Annotated in this window: 19 protein-coding genes; 6 read left to right on the plus strand and 13 right to left on the minus strand. The window is 41.3% G+C overall.

What is annotated here, in order from left to right; translation table 11 throughout:
* Positions 1–12: 12 nt before the first annotated feature.
* From AN394_RS07435 to AN394_RS07450, 4 genes are all read right to left on the minus strand, one after another.
* Entirely contained in the window at positions 13–2277 is a 2265-nt protein-coding gene (locus tag AN394_RS07435; RefSeq protein WP_235576246.1) for a TonB-dependent receptor, read from the minus strand.
* Positions 2278–2419: 142 nt separating this feature from the next.
* Entirely contained in the window at positions 2420–4651 is a 2232-nt protein-coding gene (locus tag AN394_RS07440; RefSeq protein WP_055021140.1) for an NAD(P)-binding protein, read from the minus strand.
* A gap of 2 nt (positions 4652–4653) precedes the next feature.
* Positions 4654–5601: an acetoacetate decarboxylase gene (locus AN394_RS07445; protein ID WP_152968920.1), complete on the minus strand. Its 948-nt coding sequence runs from the start codon at positions 5599–5601 to the stop codon at positions 4654–4656.
* A 46-nt stretch (positions 5602–5647) separates the two neighbouring features.
* Entirely contained in the window at positions 5648–6223 is a 576-nt protein-coding gene (locus AN394_RS07450) for a hypothetical protein (protein ID WP_055021142.1), read from the minus strand.
* A 363-nt stretch (positions 6224–6586) separates the two neighbouring features.
* Between AN394_RS07450 and AN394_RS22155 the strand changes: the two genes are divergently transcribed.
* Together AN394_RS22155 and AN394_RS07460 are read left to right on the plus strand one after the other, a co-directional pair.
* Positions 6587–6754, plus strand: a complete 168-nt coding sequence (locus AN394_RS22155) for a hypothetical protein (RefSeq protein ID WP_165381452.1) — start codon at positions 6587–6589, stop codon at positions 6752–6754.
* Positions 6755–6865: 111 nt separating this feature from the next.
* A complete protein-coding gene (locus AN394_RS07460) occupies positions 6866–7726 on the plus strand; it encodes a TIGR02285 family protein (protein WP_055021143.1) in 861 nt (286 codons plus the stop codon).
* A 60-nt stretch (positions 7727–7786) separates the two neighbouring features.
* Here the strand turns inward: AN394_RS07460 and AN394_RS07465 are convergent, their stop codons facing one another.
* From AN394_RS07465 to rnm, 9 genes are all read right to left on the minus strand, one after another.
* Entirely contained in the window at positions 7787–8365 is a 579-nt protein-coding gene (locus AN394_RS07465) for a YceI family protein (RefSeq protein WP_054561236.1), read from the minus strand.
* A gap of 1 nt (position 8366) precedes the next feature.
* Positions 8367–8921, minus strand: coding sequence for a cytochrome b (locus AN394_RS07470; RefSeq protein WP_054552924.1), 555 nt, complete (start codon positions 8919–8921; stop codon positions 8367–8369).
* A 309-nt stretch (positions 8922–9230) separates the two neighbouring features.
* Positions 9231–10082 (minus strand): GNAT family N-acetyltransferase, encoded by an 852-nt coding sequence (locus tag AN394_RS07475; protein WP_055021144.1) that lies wholly within the window; start codon positions 10080–10082, stop codon positions 9231–9233.
* A gap of 53 nt (positions 10083–10135) precedes the next feature.
* Positions 10136–10507, minus strand: a complete 372-nt coding sequence (locus AN394_RS07480) for a hypothetical protein (protein ID WP_055021145.1) — start codon at positions 10505–10507, stop codon at positions 10136–10138.
* Positions 10508–10622: 115 nt separating this feature from the next.
* Entirely contained in the window at positions 10623–10985 is a 363-nt protein-coding gene (locus AN394_RS07485) for a hypothetical protein (RefSeq protein ID WP_055021146.1), read from the minus strand.
* A 135-nt stretch (positions 10986–11120) separates the two neighbouring features.
* Positions 11121–11414, minus strand: a complete 294-nt coding sequence (locus AN394_RS07490) for a putative quinol monooxygenase (RefSeq protein ID WP_055021147.1) — start codon at positions 11412–11414, stop codon at positions 11121–11123.
* A 141-nt stretch (positions 11415–11555) separates the two neighbouring features.
* Entirely contained in the window at positions 11556–12392 is an 837-nt protein-coding gene (locus AN394_RS07495; protein ID WP_055021148.1) for a ScpA family protein, read from the minus strand.
* 8 nt (positions 12393–12400) lie between these two features.
* The gene (locus AN394_RS07500; protein ID WP_055021149.1) at positions 12401–13021 is read right to left on the minus strand and encodes an L-threonylcarbamoyladenylate synthase; all 621 of its coding nucleotides are present in this window, start codon (positions 13019–13021) and stop codon (positions 12401–12403) included.
* A 9-nt stretch (positions 13022–13030) separates the two neighbouring features.
* The gene (rnm, locus tag AN394_RS07505) at positions 13031–13870 is read right to left on the minus strand and encodes an RNase RNM (RefSeq protein ID WP_055021150.1); all 840 of its coding nucleotides are present in this window, start codon (positions 13868–13870) and stop codon (positions 13031–13033) included.
* A gap of 524 nt (positions 13871–14394) precedes the next feature.
* Here rnm and AN394_RS07510 point away from each other — a divergent pair.
* From AN394_RS07510 to trpCF, 4 genes are read left to right on the plus strand one after another with little or no spacing between them, the layout of a single operon-like run.
* Entirely contained in the window at positions 14395–15963 is a 1569-nt protein-coding gene (locus AN394_RS07510; RefSeq protein ID WP_055021151.1) for an anthranilate synthase component 1, read from the plus strand.
* Positions 15963–16568: an aminodeoxychorismate/anthranilate synthase component II gene (locus AN394_RS07515; RefSeq protein ID WP_054561230.1), complete on the plus strand. Its 606-nt coding sequence runs from the start codon at positions 15963–15965 to the stop codon at positions 16566–16568. Before AN394_RS07510 ends, AN394_RS07515 begins: the two co-directional genes overlap by 1 nt.
* A gap of 9 nt (positions 16569–16577) precedes the next feature.
* Positions 16578–17597, plus strand: coding sequence for an anthranilate phosphoribosyltransferase (trpD, locus tag AN394_RS07520; protein WP_054561229.1), 1020 nt, complete (start codon positions 16578–16580; stop codon positions 17595–17597).
* A complete protein-coding gene (gene trpCF, locus AN394_RS07525) occupies positions 17590–18954 on the plus strand; it encodes a bifunctional indole-3-glycerol-phosphate synthase TrpC/phosphoribosylanthranilate isomerase TrpF (RefSeq protein WP_055021152.1) in 1365 nt (454 codons plus the stop codon). Before trpD ends, trpCF begins: the two co-directional genes overlap by 8 nt.
* Position 18955 lies beyond the last annotated feature (1 nt).

The following is an 18955-nucleotide window of genomic DNA, read 5'->3' on the forward strand; positions in this document are numbered from 1 at the left end:
AGTTGGCAACGACTAGAACTGCAGTGAAACATCAAAGCCATAGCGACGCCCTTCCCCTTTAAAGTCTTCAAGCATGCCTAGGAACGAACTTAAATCGAACTTTAACTGACTGTATTCAGTATCAAATAAATTTTTGCCCCATAAAGTAAATGACCAATTATCAACATCATATTTTAGATGCGCATTAACAATGCTAAAGCCGTCTTGGCGGGCATAAGGGCTCATGTTCTGATCAAAATAAAACTCAGACTGATAATCATAAATAATGTTGGCCGATAACGGATATGACGCCAAGCTGGTATCATATTTTAATCCCGCTGATACATTCCATTTAGAAGTAAATGGTAGTTGGTTATCGGTAATACTATTGCCAAGTGGGTCAACATATTCTTCAAACTCAGCATGAGGGATATAGCCAACTGAAAGTAGCATGGCTAATTGCTTAGTTGCTTGGTAATTGATTTCAGTTTCAAGACCGTAAATAGTTGAATCAGCGACATTTTCAAGCAACTGCACAGGAGGCATTTGCGGTGTTTCTGACGCTTGGTTCATAAACACTTGTTGGTCGTTATAGTCATAGTAAAACGCCGCCCAACTCATTCTAAGTTGCTTGCCAGGCCAGAACGACTTTAAGCCAACTTCATGGGCATTTAAGCGCTCTTTACCGTAGTTTGCTAAGATTGCTTGTTCTTCAGATGACAAAAAGCCGCCGTTGTAGCCACCACTTTTACTACCATTAGCAAAACGATAATAAAGATTGCTTGCATCTGAATAGCGATAATTAACGGCAAATTGACCAGTAAAGCCATTGTCTGATTGCTCATCGGTAACGCGATAAAATGGTACAAGCACTCCGTCTAAGTCATTCACATCAACCACCGCATTTAACGTGGCGATTGAGTCATATTCAAGTGACTCATAGTCATATCTAAGACCGGCTGTGATCATCCATCTATCTGCGACAGGCACTTCAATTTGGCTAAATACAGCCAAATTTTGCATCTTGATTTCGTTATCGTAGATAAAGGTCGCGGTTAAATTTGTCGGTAAAATACCCCGGAAATCACGCAAAATATCATTTAGATTATCTTGCTCAATCGTCTCATCGGCAAAATAAACACCACTGGTGAGTGTGTAATCAGCAAATTCGTTTAATAACCTGAATTCTTGGCTTAATAGTTGGGTATCTAGCCCTAATACTCCTTCGCACAAACGAGCTGGCGAGCCATCGCAGTTAAAAGCATGGCTTCTTTCTAAATCGTTAAAGCTCGAGAGAGAAGTGAATGTACTTTGCTCGTTTAAATGCCAATTCACTTCGGCGATAAAACCGTAGCCATCAGATTTATGAGGTGAGTCGTTATTGACACTCACAGCAAAGAAGTCATCACTGCCATCATTAAAACCAAAGTTATCAAAACAGCGTGTTGAGCCCGCATCTGCTGGTGAACACAGCTCACCCGTTAAAGGGTTCGCGACAATACCAATACTACCAACTGGCTGGGCAATACCATCCCAATCTTCAATATGCGCTTGCAGGTAAAGATCAACGTCATCCCACTCAGACAAAAAAGACACACGGGCATTTTTTTGCTCCATGCCTGCTGTTGGCGAGTCTGCATAGATATTATTTGTTGAGTATTCGTAGTCTTGATAGTTAACCGCAATTCGCAATGCACTAGAATCTGATAGTTGTTGGTTCCACATACCATCAACGCTGGTGGCGTTGTTATTGGCAACACCTAATGTCAACGCGCCATAGCTATCAAACTCAGGGCGATTTGAGCGTATAAGTATTGCACCACCGGTAGAATTACGACCAAACAAGGTACCCTGCGGGCCCCGTAAAATATCGAGCTGTTCAATATCGTACAAGTTAACAATTTGATTATTAGCAGACCCCACCGCAACGCCGTCAAGATACATGGCAACAGGTGAAGTATTCGCCGTATTATAATCAAGTAACCCCACCCCACGGATACTCACAGCGGGAGGCGTCCCCTCTGCAGCGTTTTGGGTAATTTTAACGTTTGGCGCAAACAAACCAATTTCAGTTGAATCTTTAAAATGCTGAGCTTTTAAAATTTCGCCATTCACTTGGCTTACCGCCACACTTACGTCTTCAATTGCTTGAGGACGCTTTTGTGCATAAACGCTAATAACTTCCATGTCTTTTTCAGTCTCAGCTCCTTGTGCAACAGCGCTTGCCATTACACATGCCGCCAAGCTGGTGCTCGACAACATCATAAACTTAGGATCTTTAAGAAAAGGACGCTTCATTGGCTTTTAGACCTTAAAAGAGGGAAACTTGTTAAATTGTTGTAATTTAGTGGTAAGTATAGACCAAACAATAGATTAAAGTCGCATATAAATCATGTAATTTCATGACTTATACGCATACTTTTTTACAACTTTATTCACACTAACCTTTTTCGAATGCATGCTCTCCGCTGATTTCGCTTGGCCAACCACATATTGCCCGCGCTGTTTGCATACCGGCCATCACAGCAGCCTCAACACAGCCTGCATTAACGCCGGTTTTTATCCAGTCGCCAGTGATGCGCAAATTAACAAACTGACTGCCATCTGTAGCCAGGCGGTATTTACTCGAATCAACCACAGATAAGACATAGCGCTCACTGGGATCGACATTTACGCGCCAATATTGCTGCTCTAGTACAGGTAAAATGCTATGCGGATCACTGTAAAAAACCTGCCAATCAAACTTGTTATCAGTATAGGCTTCAGGCCAAAGTGGCCGCATATCTGAGCTAAACAAATTATGCATATTCAATTTTACTTCGGCTTTCATTTGCTCTGGGAATTGATGTGCACTGGCAGGTGGGTAGTTTTCGCAGCTAAACGCACTGCAAAAATAGGCAACATTAACTGGTGAGTTGTCACTTGGCCAATCTTCTTTATCGAGCAAGTTGCCCATTGCAGCCCAAGTATCAAACGGCTCTACAAAGCCACTTAAAATAGGCCCTTCATGAGCAGCATTAGTTTGCGTAAAGCCAAGTTGTGGGTCGGTTTTATTCAACCATACTTGGCAAGCCTGAGTCGCCACACTTTGCACTTTTGTTGCTTGTTGAGAAAGCGCGTAATCTACAGCTAAAAGCTCAGAGGCAACGTGTTCAAGAGAGGCAACCGAGACCCCTAAAATCAGTGTATCAAAATCAATACCATGGCGAAGCGTCACTGTTGGCAATGGGGTACTAAAGTGTTCTTGATACACCTCTGGCCAATTGCTCCAAAATGACTCTAAATTAATTTGATATTCTTGCAATAAGTGCGCTTGTTCAGGGCTGATTTGCTCATACAGTGGCTCACTTGGCCAGCATGGCAGCTGTTTTACATCAATGAGCGGTTGATAATCTTGGCCAACTAAACTCACCTGTTGGCAAAGCTCAATCTCACTTACCTGCGGCTCACCTTGGTCAGTTTGCCCAGCAGATAAGTAAGTTAACTGATGGAAAAACTTAAACTTAACGCCGCGCTGTTTTAAAAGCTCATAAATTGGACCGAAAATGACATCGCCCATGCCAGCTTGCATTTTCCACATCACGCCGCCTTTATAGCAAAGCCCTATACGTAGCATAGCAAGGGCGGCAACGCCGGCTTCAACATTGGGTTTACTAAAGTCACCTTTAGGGTAAGCAAACACCAAATCATAAAAACCGCGCACTGGCGCTGAATCGACGCTGTAAGTTTTATTCGCACCATTTTTTTCGAGCCACTGACGAAAATCGTAGCAATTAATGACACCAAAACCGTCGCGATATACTTTGTCTTTAATCAGTCCTGTAAGCATTGCAATCGCAAGATCAGCACAAATATAAAGTCTGCGCAGCTCTGGGTTGTCATCGAGTAGATCAATAACTTGGTCTTTAAACCAACGTTTTAACTTTCTGACGATGTACCAAATCACCAGCCGATCGGCCTGCTTATCTGTATGGGTGGCCTGCTTTTCGGTGAACTGCAGCAAATGAATTATCAATGTTCGTGGGTTCGAGGCAATTTCAGTTGCACCTGCTTCAATATCATCAATAAACTGCTTTGCGCCATTTAAATGGGTATCAATGTCTGCTTTGATTTCTTGATACATGTGTTTGAGTAACGATTGATCCCGTGATTTTTTAGTCACTAAAATGGTTTTAGCATCTTGCTGCTGACAAACATGCTCAATGCCTTCGGTCCATTTTTTTAGCCATGCTAATGTCATGGTAACAAAGTCCCACACTGTTATATCGAGGCTTCCATCAGCGGGGTTGCCTTCAACGATAGGAAAATCTATCGGCCAAGTTTGCCATTCATTATCAATAAACTCTTGTAAGGCAATAAAACTGTGTGGTTTAAATGCCTGCTGCCAAGTAGCTAATGAACAACTTGCAGGTCGATTGAGTGAGTTATACACCCCTTCTAAGGTGCGAAAGCTATTCACATAGGCGCCAAACCAAACATGTAAACCATGCTCTTCGATGCGCTGTCCAAAATGGGCGTTTCGGCCACTCGCCCCTTTACCGCCAAGGCGCCAACCCTGTTGATAAACGGTAATTTCGCGCTGGCTTTGCCAATTAGCTTGCTCGGTTAAATACACTGCCGCAGTCATCGCTGCAACACCGCCACCAACAATGGTGATTTTTTCTTTTTCCATGGTTACCCCTGTGCTGGTAACAGTTGTGTTGCGCCAAGCTGGTCAAAATCCATATTGACGTAAAAAGGTAAATGAACTGCTTGTTTGCCAAGTGCGATACCAAACATGTCATTCAAAGGAAAGCTCGCAAGAGCTTTTACATCCAAACTAAAATCATTGTGTAAAAGTTTTAATTGGTGAATTTTTTTGATTAACGATGGTGAGTGAACCACGCTTTGATAAACGGCTTTATCTCCTTGGCCATCGGGAAATTGTTTAAACAAAATCTGATCCATCTGCGGATGAATAAACCCGTCTAACAATTGTTTAAGAAGCGATAAATCAATGCCTTTAATTTGTGCATCAAACAAATCGGTAACGTGTTTAGAAAAATGCGATAAGTTATCGAGTAGGTTTTCCTTGGTACTTGCCTGTGTTTGCTCAATGGTTAATAGCTCATGCATTGCTAATTTAGAGTCTGGGTTAAACACATCAAAACATTCTAAAGAAATACTAAAGGCGCCCGCATCACTCACAGTCGCAGGCATTTGATATTCACAGAGGTATTTATTGTAGCCCCAGGCTTCTCGGCCATTAATCAAAGCATAAATATTATTGACGCTAATAAATGCCGGATACCAATATAAATGGCTAATATCACCATCTTGCATTTTTGCTACCGGCAGCCAAATAATAATATCGGTTTCTTGCATCCAGCCATGCTCTGAAAACGGTGGCGTTAATGAAGAAATTTTTTCGATATCAGTGAAGGTAAGTAAACAAGTACTCCCTAACACATTAAACGAGGTTGATTCGGTTGCTAGTAGATTTAAAGTTGCATCAACATAGTACTGCATTTTTTGCTCGCAGCCAGACACAAAAAAACCATACATTTGCGCGTTGATCATTCGACAAGGTGGTTTAGCAACCGGGTTAGATAAGAAGTGGCTGTAATTTGTTTGGTCCGTCATAGTCATTACTTATATTGTTGTTTAGTAATGACTATAGACCAGTTTTTTAATCGTTGGGGACAAGTTCTGAGTTACAACACTCTTTTAATAGCTGTTCGGTAAATTGCTGATAACCGAGCTGATTAAAATTCTCAGATAGCGGGTTCATAAACCCATGACCATAGTCGGCTATTTCACAGCTCACCTTGGCTTTGCTTTTTAATGAAGCAATCACTGGCTTAATATCAAAATGCTCTTCACTGTGAGGAAAAATAAATCGACAAGTAACGTTAGCCTCTAGCTCTAGGTGATGTCTAACTTGTGATGGATAAAAGGCAATAATTTTTTCAATAAATGAATTTTTTAACTCTGCTTGAGCTCGCCAAACGGCAGCTGCGCCTGCACTAAATGCAATAATCGTGGTTGGCTGACGAATAGTAGCCATTTTTAAATGTACTAGCTCAAAATAACTGTCATGGCCGCATTGAGTCATAAAATGTTGATATTGAAACTGCTCATTTATGGGGAGCTGAATTTCCCCCATGTAGGGGTCACAAAGACTCACTTTACCGCGAAGCTGCTGAGCAAGCAGCGATAAATGCGCTGTTTTACCGAATATATCTGATACCAAAAGGTAATTCATAAGCATACTTCTTATTGTTATTTTGTGCCTAATCACAATACGCCTGTTTCTGTTAAACATCCAGAGATTATTTTTGATGTTTAAAAAATAAACCTTGCGCTTAATTGATTCTTACAGTACTCTGATTGTCTGGTTTTTAGAAACCACGCGGTTAACCCCTTACCTTGATCCAGTAATTCCCGCATATTCGTATAAATACTTGCAGCTTGTTCACTAAATGACATTTTGATGAATTTTCAAATCATCACCAAACTGTCACAAACTTAGTCGACACTGTTAGCAAGACAACAAATGTCGGTCTGTATTTTTTAAATGCCTATTAAAGCTCTACAGACACAGACAAAAGAAAAAGTGAGTTTTATTATGTCATATAAATACAACGGATCTTTGATCCAGATCGCACATCCAGTGCAATCAATCTCGGTAAATAAACAGCGTGTAATTTTTAGTGACACGCAGGGCTTAAAAAATGCCATCTTCCAAAAGGCTAGTGATGCACGCCAATTTGTGAAGTGGTTAAAAGCCAACTAAACCCTACCGATAAACGCCAGCCAACAAGCTGGCGTTTTAGTTTTCACCACCAGCCACATAAGCCTATATTCCTGCTACACTTATATTTTAGTTCCTAAATAGGTAGTAACTATGCGTAGTGTGTGGTCTATTTTACTATTACTTTTTTGCTTGCCAGCTTATGCAAATAAGCAACCTAAAGCCATTGAGTGGATCATGGTTGATTTTGCCCCCTACTACATCATGCATGATAAATATGAAGGCACAGGTCGTGATGAAAGTGTGATCAAATTATTAGAAAAAGCACTGCCTGAGGTTTCATTTAAACGCACTTTATTGCCAGCCAGTCGTGCTGTGCATGAACTATCAAACCCACAAAATAATTACTGTATGCTGTCGTTATATCAAAGCGAGCACCGCAAGCAGCATATTCAGTTTACTGAACATTCATCAACTGTTGGTTTGTCGCCGTCTATTGCAATACGTAAAGAGTTAGCAACAAAACTTAAGCTAGACTCAACAAAACCTGTGTCACTTAAATCATTACTAGCCGAAAGCCTTGCTTTAGGGGTCTCTATGAGCCGCTCTTTTGGAGCAAATATCGACAAAGTGATTAACGAAAGCCATGACGCTAATATTATCTCACGCCCCGGCAGAGACACCCTCGCAAGCCTAACTTATATGCTACAAAAAAAGCGTATTGATATATTACTTGGCTACCCTAGCGAACATTATTACTTGGCTCATTCCATGGGCTTTGAAGATGACTTAACTCAACTATCACTTACTGAAGCTCCGGCGTTAAGCATTGGCTATATAGGCTGCACTAAAAACAAGCAAGGTGAAGTAACGGTAAAATTATTAGATGAAGCTCTTGAGAAAATCGCTCATACAGATGCTTTTCATGATGTTTTAGTTCGCTGGCTACCCGATAATTTGCAGCCCATTTTAGAAAAGAGATTAAAAGATAGAAACGAAAGTGCCGCTCATTAAGCGGCACTTTTAATTTTACCAACCCACAGTTATGCGAATTGGCGGTCGTATTAACGGTGCTTACTTACGTACACCTTCAATGAATAAACCAATATCAACATGGGTTGAAGCCGGACCAAGGTTGTAGTCAATACCATAGTCAGTCAATTTAAGACTTGTTTCGCCTTCAAAACCAACACGGTAACCACCCCACGGATCTTTACCTTCACCAATTTTGTCAATTTCAAAAGTAATGGTTTTGGTTACACCATTTAAGGTAAATTCACCTGTAACATCTGCTTCGTCACCGTCTTCATCAAACTTGATTGAGGTACTTTTAAATGTTGCAGTTGGGTATTTATCAACATTTAAGAAGTCTTTACCGCGTAAGTGCTTGTCACGCTCAGCATGGTTTGAGTCGATGCTTTTAGTATCAATCGTTACATTGATTTTAGATGCATTAGGCGCTTTATCGTCATAGCTAAAATCACCTGAGAAAGTATTAAAACGACCATGTAACCAGCTGTAACCTAAGTGCTTAATTTTAAAAGTTACAAATGCGTGTGCACCGTCTGTATCAATAACGTAGTCAGCTGCATTTGCGTTTGCTGTTGAGAAAAGTGCAGCACTGAGTGCTGTGCCTAATAGTAATTTTTTCATGTTAATCATCCTTCAATGGTTTGATCATTCTAATTAAGGTTTTATCTTTATCGATAAAATGATGTTTTAGTGCCCCTAAAGCATGTAAAACAACCACAGCTATTAGCCCATACGCGGCATAAAAGTGAATTTTACCTGCAATATCTTCTTGGTTTGCGACCGACTCGGGTAATGCCGGTACAGCAAATAAATTAAATACTTCAATTGCACGGCCATCAGCCGTAGAGATTAAATAGCCAGATGTCACAATGACAATTAAAGCTAAATAAATTAGTTTATGGACTGAGTGTGCAACTCGATTCATTGCTTTTGAACTACCTGCAACAGGCTCAGGTTGGGTGCCTAATAAGCGCCAACCAAAACGAAACAACAATAATGCAGCTAAGGTAATACCCACGCTTTTATGTAAGTCCAATGAGCCTTTATACCAAGCGTCGTAATAGGTTAGCTCAACCATATAAACGCCTAAGCCAAACAAACCAAACACCCCAAGTGCCATTAACCAGTGTACTAAGATGGCCACCCAGCCATAACTTGACTTTGAATTCTTTAACATACTCATTTCCCATGAGAATCGTGAAACTAGATACATCTTAAATGACGGCTTATATAATGAAAATAGCGTAAAACGAACAGCTTCTGTGCGTATATGCACATCTTAGGGGAAAGGTGAAATTTGTAAGGGGAAAGGAAAAAGAAGGTGCTAGGTGCTAGGTGCTAGGTGCTAGGTGCTAGGTGCTAGGTGCTAGGTGCTAGGTGCTAGGTGCTAGCAGTAGTATGAATACTCGTTGATAAAAGCGTCTAATTCTTAACGTGATAAATTTTTAGTTTTCTCACAACCGATTAATCGCTCACCCCAATAAACTCAGCCGATTTCAAAAGAAGTAACACCGAAAATACGGTTTAATGGCAAACTCGGAGAGTCGTTGGTATACATTCTGGCGGTTTCAAATGACACCTGCATGTTGTACTTCTGTGCTAAAGCAACAGCAGCTTGATTGATTTCTGGCGTATCAAGGAAAATAGCGTCGGATGCACTCGCCTTAGATTTTAAAGCAAGGAACAAAGATTCAGCCAATTCTGGTGAGTCGGCAAATAAAGGGCCAATTTTAAAGCCATTCTGACATTTGCGAATTACCCCGTATCCTGCCAATTTCCCATTGCTCATTACGCCCAACGCGTCGCTCTGGGGTTGGTTTAACCATGCTTTAGTAAAGTTTGCTCTATTAGCAGGGAAAAAAGCCTGTTCGTATGCGTCAATAATTTCGAATGGCACGGCATTAAGATCAACAATATCTGAATTTTGTGGTGAACTACCACCACCTACTCCTGCAAAACGGATATTGCGATAGGCCAGATTAAAACCAGACTTTTTGTAGTTCTCTTGCTGTTCCACCACACCATCAAGGCCAATATTCAACCCTTCAAGACGCTTTAATGCGGCATTCCAGATTTGCATTCCGTAACCTTTACCACGGTAATCAGGTTTAACAATGTAAAAGCCGATAAAGCCAAAAGCATCGTGGTAATTAATGGCAGAAATTGTAGCGATAGGCTCATCGTCAAGAAAACCAACAAGAAACCCTTCAGGATCAGCTGCAAAGTAACACTCTGCATCATTAAGGCCTGGATTCCAGCCTTCTGCTGCTGCCCAATCAATCATGAGTTCGACTTCCTTCTTGGTCATGGTTTTGATTGTAGAGTGTTTACTATGCATCTGCTTTCCTTAAAAAATTGAGATAGTTATAAGTCTATCGTTTTTATAGCTGTTTACTTGTGATACTTATCACAGCTAGTTGACCAATCATATTTTATAAATTTAGTAAACTGAGAATAACCATCATCTGTTTTGTAGGATACGATCACTCCCCCCTTACCTATAACATTAACTTTAAATACTGGTGAATCATACGTTCGCCCTGGGGCAAAACTAGCGTAAGAAGTTTTCCAACCATCCGTGTGTTTGACTAATATCTTTTTCAGCTCGTCATACGCAAGATCGCCCTCAGTTATTATTGTTTCACAAAACTCAAACTCTGGAGGGATGAGATCAACCCTAATCTGTTGATCACGATTAATATATAAGTAAGTTGCAGCCAGCAGAATCATTATAGATAAAAATATTAGTGATAAAGCTTTCATAGTAATCTCTTAAACTAGAATCTTTGTTAAAACCTCTAGCCCAGTCATTTTAATGACTTCTTGCACTACTCGGTGTTTAGTATTTTCAATAAACACCTGAGTAGATAGTTAGCAATTATATTTTACTTGCTGTTATTTCAATCTTATACACTTCAACACCCTCGGTCCCAACCTCAATCGTTGCAGGTTCATTAAGGTTTACCATTAACTTAGGTTCTTGAAATTTATTGTAAGAGCCATTTTCAAATTTATAGAGTGCTGATGTTAGTGTCACAGTTTGCTCGTTCAACGTAGGGGTTACATCAAATTTAAGAATATCATCTGCAGTCACTGTTTGAGTTTTGTCTTCTTCAGTTTTAACAACGTGCGTTTTTACAAGTTGATTATTCAAATAAAGATTAAGGTCTAATTGCAAACTTTCTGCAGCTGAGGCTCCAAATGCCGCGAGAGATAACAGTACCATTCCTAACTTTTTCATTATATTTTCCTTAATAGTAGGCTTACCCTAAAATGGGGAAAACCAACTTATCAGGTACTGAGACTTGGTGCAATTGTTTAACACTCTGTAAGTTAAGTGTTTTTATTAGAATAAAAAGCAAACTTTTGTAACGTTCTACCTCTTGACTGGTGATGACTCAAAGATCTCGTAATGTCGCTCAACACAGGTGGTTACTTTACCCCATAAAGAGTTTTTAACTCTTTGCTGATGATATTCAAATGCCGATTTGTCTATAAATTCTTCATATACATCAAAGCGAAGTGGGATTTCTGTATGTTCAGTAACACTGAAAGTAATGCAACCAGGCTCTTCTAGGGTAAGACGCCTATGAGTCACCAACTGAGATTTAACGTTCTCTAAGTCAGACTCAGGAACTAAAATAAACCCTTTCAACGTTACTTTTGACATAAAAATCCTTATAGAATGAGTCGGAACATAACGACAAGAACTGGGTAGTCGCAAATTGCTGGCGTCCTGATATATTTATCAGGCCCCCAACTAGTAATGACCCAATTTTAATAATTGATCTACTGCCTTTAAAACTTCCAGCTATTCGTCTTCTTCCACCAAACCAACATAAATCTGGCTATTGGCATCTACCTGAAAGCAGCTGATCAGGTTTTCTTTCACCAGCTCTAACATGGCGATAAAGCTAACGACAACACCACTTCTGCCCTCTTCTACCGTAAAAAGACTACTAAAAGGTAGCTGTGATTGAGCTTCTGAGAGTTTATCTAAGATTAAGCTCATCCGTTCACGGGTCGATAAGGCTTCTGCGGTAATATGATGGTGTTCAAATGTTTTGGCTCGGGCCATAACGTCGCTTAGCGCAACTAACAGGTCTTTCATGTCAACGTCAGGTAACAGTACCTCACGTTCACTGAATTCTGGCACAAGTGCTTCAGCAACAAAGATATCGCGGCCTTCGCGAGGGATCTCATCAAGATTTTCTGCGGCTTTTTTAAATTGTTCGTATTCTTGTAAACGTCTTACAAGCTCAGCTCGAGGGTCTTCTTCCTCTTCAAGCTCTTCATGTTTTGGTAGTAATAATCGTGATTTAATTTGTGCTAATAACGCCGCCATCACAAGGTATTCACCAGCCAGTTCAAGCTGAAACTCGCTCATCATTTCAACATAACTAACGTATTGCTCTGTAATACTAAAAATAGAGAGCTCTAATACATCGAGTTTATGTTTTTTTATTAAATACAGAAGTAAATCGAGAGGACCTTCAAAGGTTTCTAAAATGATCTCTAACGCATCGGGTGGAATGTATAAGTCTTCAGGTTTATCAACCACCGCTTTGCCATGCAAAAAAGCCAGTGGCAGCTTTTGCTGTACTGGCTCTTGTAAATTATCTGGCGCGTCAAGCTCTGGGCTAGTCAATGAAGTCTCTACTCAAATGGTTTAGTATCACCACAACCCACACGTAAGATTTCGATATCATCATCCGACAAGTCAATTACTGTGGTTGCCTGTTCAGGAAGATAACCACCATGAATAATTAAATCAACTTGCTTTTCAATGCGATCGCGAATTTCATCAGGATCAGCCTCGGTATATTGCTCACCCGGTAAAATTAAAGAGCACGACATTAACGGCTCACCTAATTCAGCCAATAAAGCACAGGTGATTGGGTGTTCGATAACACGAATACCAATGGTTTTTTTCTTTTCGTTTAATAAACGCTTTGGTACTTCTTTAGTGCCTTTAAAGATGAAAGTATAAGGCCCAGGGGTGTTATTTTTAATTAATCTAAATAACTGATTATCAACACGAGCATAGGTAGATAGCTCTGATAAGTCACGACAGACCAAAGTAAAGTTATGGTGTTTTTCAATACCACGAATACGTTCGATGCGCTCTTTTGCTTGCTTATTACCAATGTTACAGCCAAGTGCATAACCCGAATCGGTTGGGTATACGATAACACCGCCCTGCTTGATAATATCAACCGCTTGGCTGATTAAGCGTGGTTGCGGATTATCTGGATGAATATGAAAAAACTGACTCATTACACGCTCCTATTGCCCTTCCCATGCTTGCCAAACCCCTTGGCAATCTTTTGGTAAGTATAAATTTTTACCTAACTCCAACCAACTGGTCGGAAAATGAAAATCTGACCCTTGTGACGCAAGTAAGCCATATTCACGACTCAGTTCACCTAAAAACTGGCGCTCACTGGGTGCTTGCTGTGGTTGTGCAACTTCCATCGCATCGCCACCTGCGTCTTTAAACTCAATAATTAACTTACGTAGCCACTTGTTAGACATTTGATAACGCCCAGGATGAGCAAGAACGGCAACCCCACCGGCTTGGTGAATGGCAGCAATTGCGGTTTGCATATCACACCAACTACTTGGTACATAGCCTGTTTTTCCTCGCCCTAAGTACTTTTTAAATACCCCAGGAAAGTTTTTAGCAACACCACGCTCAATCAGCGCTCGGGCAAAATGCGCTCGTGTGATCTGTGCGTTTTCAGCAAATGTTTTTGCTTGGTCGTAAATGCCTTCAAAACCATTTTTAGCAAGGCGACGACCGATCTCTAAAGCGCGCTCTTCACGCTTGGCTTGTTGCGCCTGTAACAATGACAACAGTGCGTCATTTTCATCATCAACATTTAAACCAACAATATGAATTTCAAAGCTTTCCCATTTTGTTGATACTTCAACGCCAGCAATTAATTTAAGCGGTAAATTATCATCTGCAATGACTTGGCGAGCTGGTTTTATCGCATTTAATGTGTCGTGATCGGTAATTGCAAACACATCAATGTTTTTCTCAACCGCGCGGTGTAACAATTGCTCGACTGATAGCTGACCATCTGAGTATGTGGTGTGGCTATGTAAATCGTATTTTATCAAAGGGAAAGACTGCTTTACGTAAGTTCTTGAATCAATGATGTGAGTATAACAAAAATTTAGTGCCAAGGCGTGATTATCTTTTTAGGTTAGACATATATACCCACATAAATGGGCAATTGCGAGGGGTAAATGCCGAACTCGTACTAATATGTAAATTAATGCTTGACAGTATCGGCTCAGGTACGCTTTACTGTATGCACTTTCAGACACGTTAAATAAGCAATAACAATGAACAAAACAATTCAAATCACAATTTGGTGGTGGCACTCGTAACTAGCGGGTGACGAATTGTCGTGTCTAACGATTTCAAAACCCGCTCATGTAGCGGGTTTTTTTATATCTAAATTTTAAGGTTTTATTATGAATTACATAGCAACTCTTACACATCATTGGTGGTGGCGCCTGGCTTAGCGGGACGGTAAGGGTCTATCTAATTTATAGGCATCTTTATACGAACCCCGCCAAGCATAGCTTCGCGGGGTTTTGTTTTTTAAAGAGTTTTTGGGAATGAGGGAGAATGAGGTTTGATTTTTAGTCATATAACAACGACACCGGGTGAAGTAACCAGTATCACTCAAGTGCGCGACTACATCAGTAGCCCACTTGCGTTATACAGTTTACTCGATAAGCCTAATTCACTGCTGTTAGAGTCTGCTGAAATTGATTCTAAAGACAGTGTAAAAAGTCTAATTTTGGTTGACTCAGCACTACGTATTGTTTGCCAAGGCAAACAGGTCACACTCACTGCACAGTCAAATAACGGCAAACAATTACTGCCTTATTTACAAACTCATGTGCAAAACTGCTCTGCTGAGCTTGTAGAAGACACATTAACGTTAACCTACAACGAAGTCGCAAGCGACATTGATGAAGCCAGTAAATTAGTAGCAGATAACGCATTTAGCGCGCTACGTAGCTGTATTAATAGTATTAAAAGCACCACAGATAACCCATTTTCTGTGTTCTTAGGCGGTGTATTTGCCTACGATATGGTTGCTAATTTCGAAACTCTTTCTGATGTGCCTGACGGCGAAAACAGCTGCCCAGATTATGTTTTCTACCTAGCCGAAACGTTAGTTGTCATCGACCATCAAGCAAAAACAACCGAGCTAATTGGCAATGTATTTAACGGCCCTGAAGTTCATGCTAATTGCTTTGAGGTTGGTCAACAATTAGAGCGTTTAAATGCCGTATGTGACAACGCACAAAGCTACCAAGGGCAAAAGCAAACCGGCTCAAACCCAATTTCTGTTGATGTTAGCGACGAGCAATACTGCGAACATGTCATCAAGTTAAAAAACAACATCGTTGATGGCGATATTTTCCAAGTTGTTCCATCACGTACTTTTTCTCTCGCCTGCCCTGACTCACTTCATGCTTACAGCCAACTAAAACAACAAAACCCAAGCCCATATATGTTTTACATGCGTGATGAAGAATTTGTGTTATTCGGCGCATCACCCGAGTCAGCCCTCAAATATTGCGCAGAGAGTAAACAAGTTGAGGTATACCCAATTGCTGGTACTCGCCCTCGTGGCAAGTTTGCTAACGGGCAAATTAATCCAGACCTAGACAGCCGCATTGAGCTTGAACTTCGCAACGACCAAAAAGAACGTGCCGAGCACCTTATGTTAGTTGATTTAGCACGAAATGATGTAGCCCGTATTAGCGTACCAGGCACACGTCACGCTAAAGAGTTATTAAAAGTAGACCGCTACTCACAAGTGATGCATTTAGTTTCACGCGTGGTGGGTACTTTAAAACCTGAACTCGATGCGCTGCATGCTTACCAAGCTTGTATGAACATGGGCACCTTAGTGGGTGCACCTAAAGTACGCGCTGCTGAGTTAGTTCGTCAAACCGAACAAAAACGCCGCGGCAGCTATGGAGGTGCAGTGGGTTATTTAACGGGCGATGGCGCCATGGATAGCTGTATTGTTATTCGCTCTGCGTTTGTTAAAAACGGCACGGCCTACGTACAAGCAGGTGCAGGTGTAGTGTTTGATTCAGACCCACAATCAGAAGCCAATGAAACCCGCGCTAAAGCACAAGCTGTGATCACTGCGATTCAATCGACTTACGAGGCACAATAATGACGACAACATCAGCCTATAAAATCTACTTTTTAGATAACTTTGATTCATTTAGTTATAACTTAGTCGATGAACTTTCTATGTTAGGGTGCCAGTTAGTGGTATACCGTAATAACATCAGCGCACAAAGCATCTTTGACAAAATGTGCCAAGAAACCGTACCTGTGTTATTAGTACTTTCACCCGGCCCTGGCGCACCATCTGATGCGGGTTGTTTAATGGAACTCATTGAGCTGTGTAAAGGCCGCTTCCCTATGCTGGGCATCTGTTTAGGCCAGCAAGCACTAACACAGAGCTACGGTGGGATTATTGGTCATGCAGGTGAAACAGTGCATGGCAAGTCATCAATTATTGAGTTGACTGAGCACCCTGTATTTGCAGGTATGGGCGATAAAATGCCGGTTGCTCGTTATCATTCATTAATGGCAACCAAAGTCCCTGATGACGTTGAAGTAATTGCTTGTTATGAAAATATTCCAATGGCAATTTACCATCAACAAGATAATGCCCTTGGCTATCAGTTTCATCCTGAGTCAATTTTAACGCCAAATGGCGCATTGCTATTACAGCAAAGCATTGAATTTTTAACCGCACGCGTGCAGTAGAGGAATAACATGGAAGCAACAACTCAAACCCAGTTAAACCAATTATTAGCAAAGCAAGATTTATCGTTTTCGCAAGCAACTGCATTGTTTGACGCCATCATGAATGGCAAGCTTAATGATATTGAATTAACTGCAGCACTTATCGCCCTAAAACTAAAAGGCGAAACAAGTGATGAAATCGCCGGTGCTGCAGCATCAATGCGCGCCAATGCAGTGCCATTTCAAACCAGCAAAACCTTGCTTGCCGATAGCTGTGGTACCGGTGGCGATGGCTCAAACACAATTAATATTAGTACCACGGCTGCTATTGTTGCCGCCGCTGCGGGCATCAACATGGTCAAACATGGTAATCGCAGTGTGTCGAGTAATTCGGGCTCTGCGGATTTACTAAAAGCCTTGGGTATCAATATTGATATGAGCCCTGAGCAAGCTGCCCGTTGTTTAGAAAATACTGGCTTTACATTTTTATTTGCACCGCATTATCACAGTGGTGTACGCCATGCGATGGGCGTGCGTACGGCCCTTAAAAGCCGCACAATTTTTAATATTTTAGGGCCACTGGCCAATCCTTCTGCCCCTGAGGTGCAATTACTTGGTGTTTATGACCCTTCGCTGTGTTTACCAATGGCCGAAACCTTAAAAACCCTTGGCACAAAACGCGCTATGGTGGTTCATGGTGCAGGCACTGACGAAATTGCCTTACACGGGACAACCAAAGTGGTTGAACTTAATAACGGTGAACTGAGCGAATACACGCTAATAGCGAGCGATTTTGGTCTTGCAAACTATTCACTTGAACAACTAGCAGGCCAAGGCCCAGAATATAACGCAAAAGCAAGCTTAGCGATTTTACAAGGTCAAGGTGAAATGGCGCATAACGCAGCCATTATAGCCAACGTTGCCGCTCTTCTTTATTTAACTGATAAAGCAAGTGATTTAAAAGTAGCCGCAGACCAAGTAAGCGAATTATTAGCATCAGGCAAAGCGATGGACACATTGAACGCAATTATTGAGGTAAGTCATGGCTAACGTGTTAGACAAAATTGTTGCCGACAAACGTATTGAATTAGAACAAAGAAAAGCACAGCGCCCGCTTGAGTCATTCATTAGCGAGGTTGTGCCAACCAAGCGAGACTTTGAAGCGGCATTAGCAGCAACCGGCACGCAGTTTATTTTAGAATGTAAAAAGGCCTCACCGTCAAAAGGGCTTATTCGTGAACCATTCAATTTAGAGGAAATTACATCGGTTTATAAAAAGTACGCAACCTGTATGAGCGTACTAACGGATGAAAAATATTTCCAAGGCAGCTATCAGTACCTTGAGTATGTGCGCAGCCAAGTTGAACAGCCGCTTATTTGTAAAGATTTCTTTATTGATGAGTACCAAGTTTATTTAGCACGCTTATCTGGTGGTGATGCCATTTTATTAATGCTCTCAGTCCTTGATGACGAGCAATATTTAGCGCTTCACAAAGTGGCTGATTCTTTAAATATGTCGGTACTCACTGAAGTTAGTAATGAGCAAGAAGTCAGTCGTGCTCTTGCACTGAATGCCAGCCTTATCGGTATTAATAACCGCGACCTTCGTGATTTAAGTACTGACCTTGCAACAACAGAGCGTTTACGTCAGCTTATCCCAAATGACAAAGTAGTGATCTCAGAGTCGGGCATTTATACCCATAAAGATGTAAAACGCCTTGCACCATTGTGCGATGGCTTTTTAATTGGCAGCTCTCTGATGGCTGAGCGCGACTTAGAGGCCGCATGCCGAAAAGTCATTTTAGGTGAGAACAAAGTGTGCGGTTTAACCCGTTCACAAGATGCGATGGCAGCCTACGCAAGTGGAGCTGTGTATGGTGGCTTAATTTTTTATCCTAAGTCACCGCGCTATGTTGATATCGACTGTGCCAAGCAAGTTACGCAAAGTGCCCCACTCGCGTATGTGGGTGTGTTTGTCAATGCACCGCTTGAACAAGTGGTCGATTATGCACAAAGCTTAAAATTAGCTGCAGTGCAATTACATGGCGATGAGAATAGCGAATATATTCAAAGTCTCAGAAAGCAATTACCGCTTGGCTGTGAAATTTGGAAAGCCCAAGCCGTTAAAGGTGAATTACCTAAACCGCTTGAAGGGGTTGATCGCCATTTATACGATACTTACAGCAAAAGCCAAAAAGGCGGCACAGGCGAAGCATTTGATTGGTCAGTGCTAGAGACGGCAACCGTGCCGTTTATGTTAGCCGGGGGTTTAAACCCAGAAAATATCCATGCAGCGCTTTATCGCGGTGCTAACGGCCTTGACCTAAATTCTGGCGTTGAAGCGTCAGCGGGTAAAAAGTGCCAAACAAAATTACAAAATGCGTTTTCGCATATCAGAAATTATTGAG

It is taken from the genome of Pseudoalteromonas sp. P1-26, from assembly GCF_001401795.1.
GTDB lineage: Bacteria > Pseudomonadota > Gammaproteobacteria > Enterobacterales > Alteromonadaceae > Pseudoalteromonas.

What these genes read in the sequence shown, in the direction of transcription:
- AN394_RS07435 (WP_235576246.1), bottom strand. Translation starts at nt 2,277, where the DNA reads ATGAAGCGTCCTTTTCTTAAAGATCCTAAGTTTATGATGTTGTCGAGC.
- AN394_RS07440 (WP_055021140.1), bottom strand. Translation starts at nt 4,651, where the DNA reads ATGGAAAAAGAAAAAATCACCATTGTTGGTGGCGGTGTTGCAGCGATG.
- AN394_RS07445 (WP_152968920.1), bottom strand. Translation starts at nt 5,601, where the DNA reads ATGACGGACCAAACAAATTACAGCCACTTCTTATCTAACCCGGTTGCT.
- AN394_RS07450 (WP_055021142.1), bottom strand. Translation starts at nt 6,223, where the DNA reads ATGAATTACCTTTTGGTATCAGATATATTCGGTAAAACAGCGCATTTA.
- AN394_RS22155 (WP_165381452.1), top strand. Translation starts at nt 6,587, where the DNA reads ATGTCATATAAATACAACGGATCTTTGATCCAGATCGCACATCCAGTG.
- AN394_RS07460 (WP_055021143.1), top strand. Translation starts at nt 6,866, where the DNA reads ATGCGTAGTGTGTGGTCTATTTTACTATTACTTTTTTGCTTGCCAGCT.
- AN394_RS07465 (WP_054561236.1), bottom strand. Translation starts at nt 8,365, where the DNA reads ATGAAAAAATTACTATTAGGCACAGCACTCAGTGCTGCACTTTTCTCA.
- AN394_RS07470 (WP_054552924.1), bottom strand. Translation starts at nt 8,921, where the DNA reads ATGTTAAAGAATTCAAAGTCAAGTTATGGCTGGGTGGCCATCTTAGTA.
- AN394_RS07475 (WP_055021144.1), bottom strand. Translation starts at nt 10,082, where the DNA reads ATGCATAGTAAACACTCTACAATCAAAACCATGACCAAGAAGGAAGTC.
- AN394_RS07480 (WP_055021145.1), bottom strand. Translation starts at nt 10,507, where the DNA reads ATGAAAGCTTTATCACTAATATTTTTATCTATAATGATTCTGCTGGCT.
- AN394_RS07485 (WP_055021146.1), bottom strand. Translation starts at nt 10,985, where the DNA reads ATGAAAAAGTTAGGAATGGTACTGTTATCTCTCGCGGCATTTGGAGCC.
- AN394_RS07490 (WP_055021147.1), bottom strand. Translation starts at nt 11,414, where the DNA reads ATGTCAAAAGTAACGTTGAAAGGGTTTATTTTAGTTCCTGAGTCTGAC.
- AN394_RS07500 (WP_055021149.1), bottom strand. Translation starts at nt 13,021, where the DNA reads ATGAGTCAGTTTTTTCATATTCATCCAGATAATCCGCAACCACGCTTA.
- AN394_RS07515 (WP_054561230.1), top strand. Translation starts at nt 15,963, where the DNA reads ATGACGACAACATCAGCCTATAAAATCTACTTTTTAGATAACTTTGAT.
- trpD (WP_054561229.1), top strand. Translation starts at nt 16,578, where the DNA reads ATGGAAGCAACAACTCAAACCCAGTTAAACCAATTATTAGCAAAGCAA.
- trpCF (WP_055021152.1), top strand. Translation starts at nt 17,590, where the DNA reads ATGGCTAACGTGTTAGACAAAATTGTTGCCGACAAACGTATTGAATTA.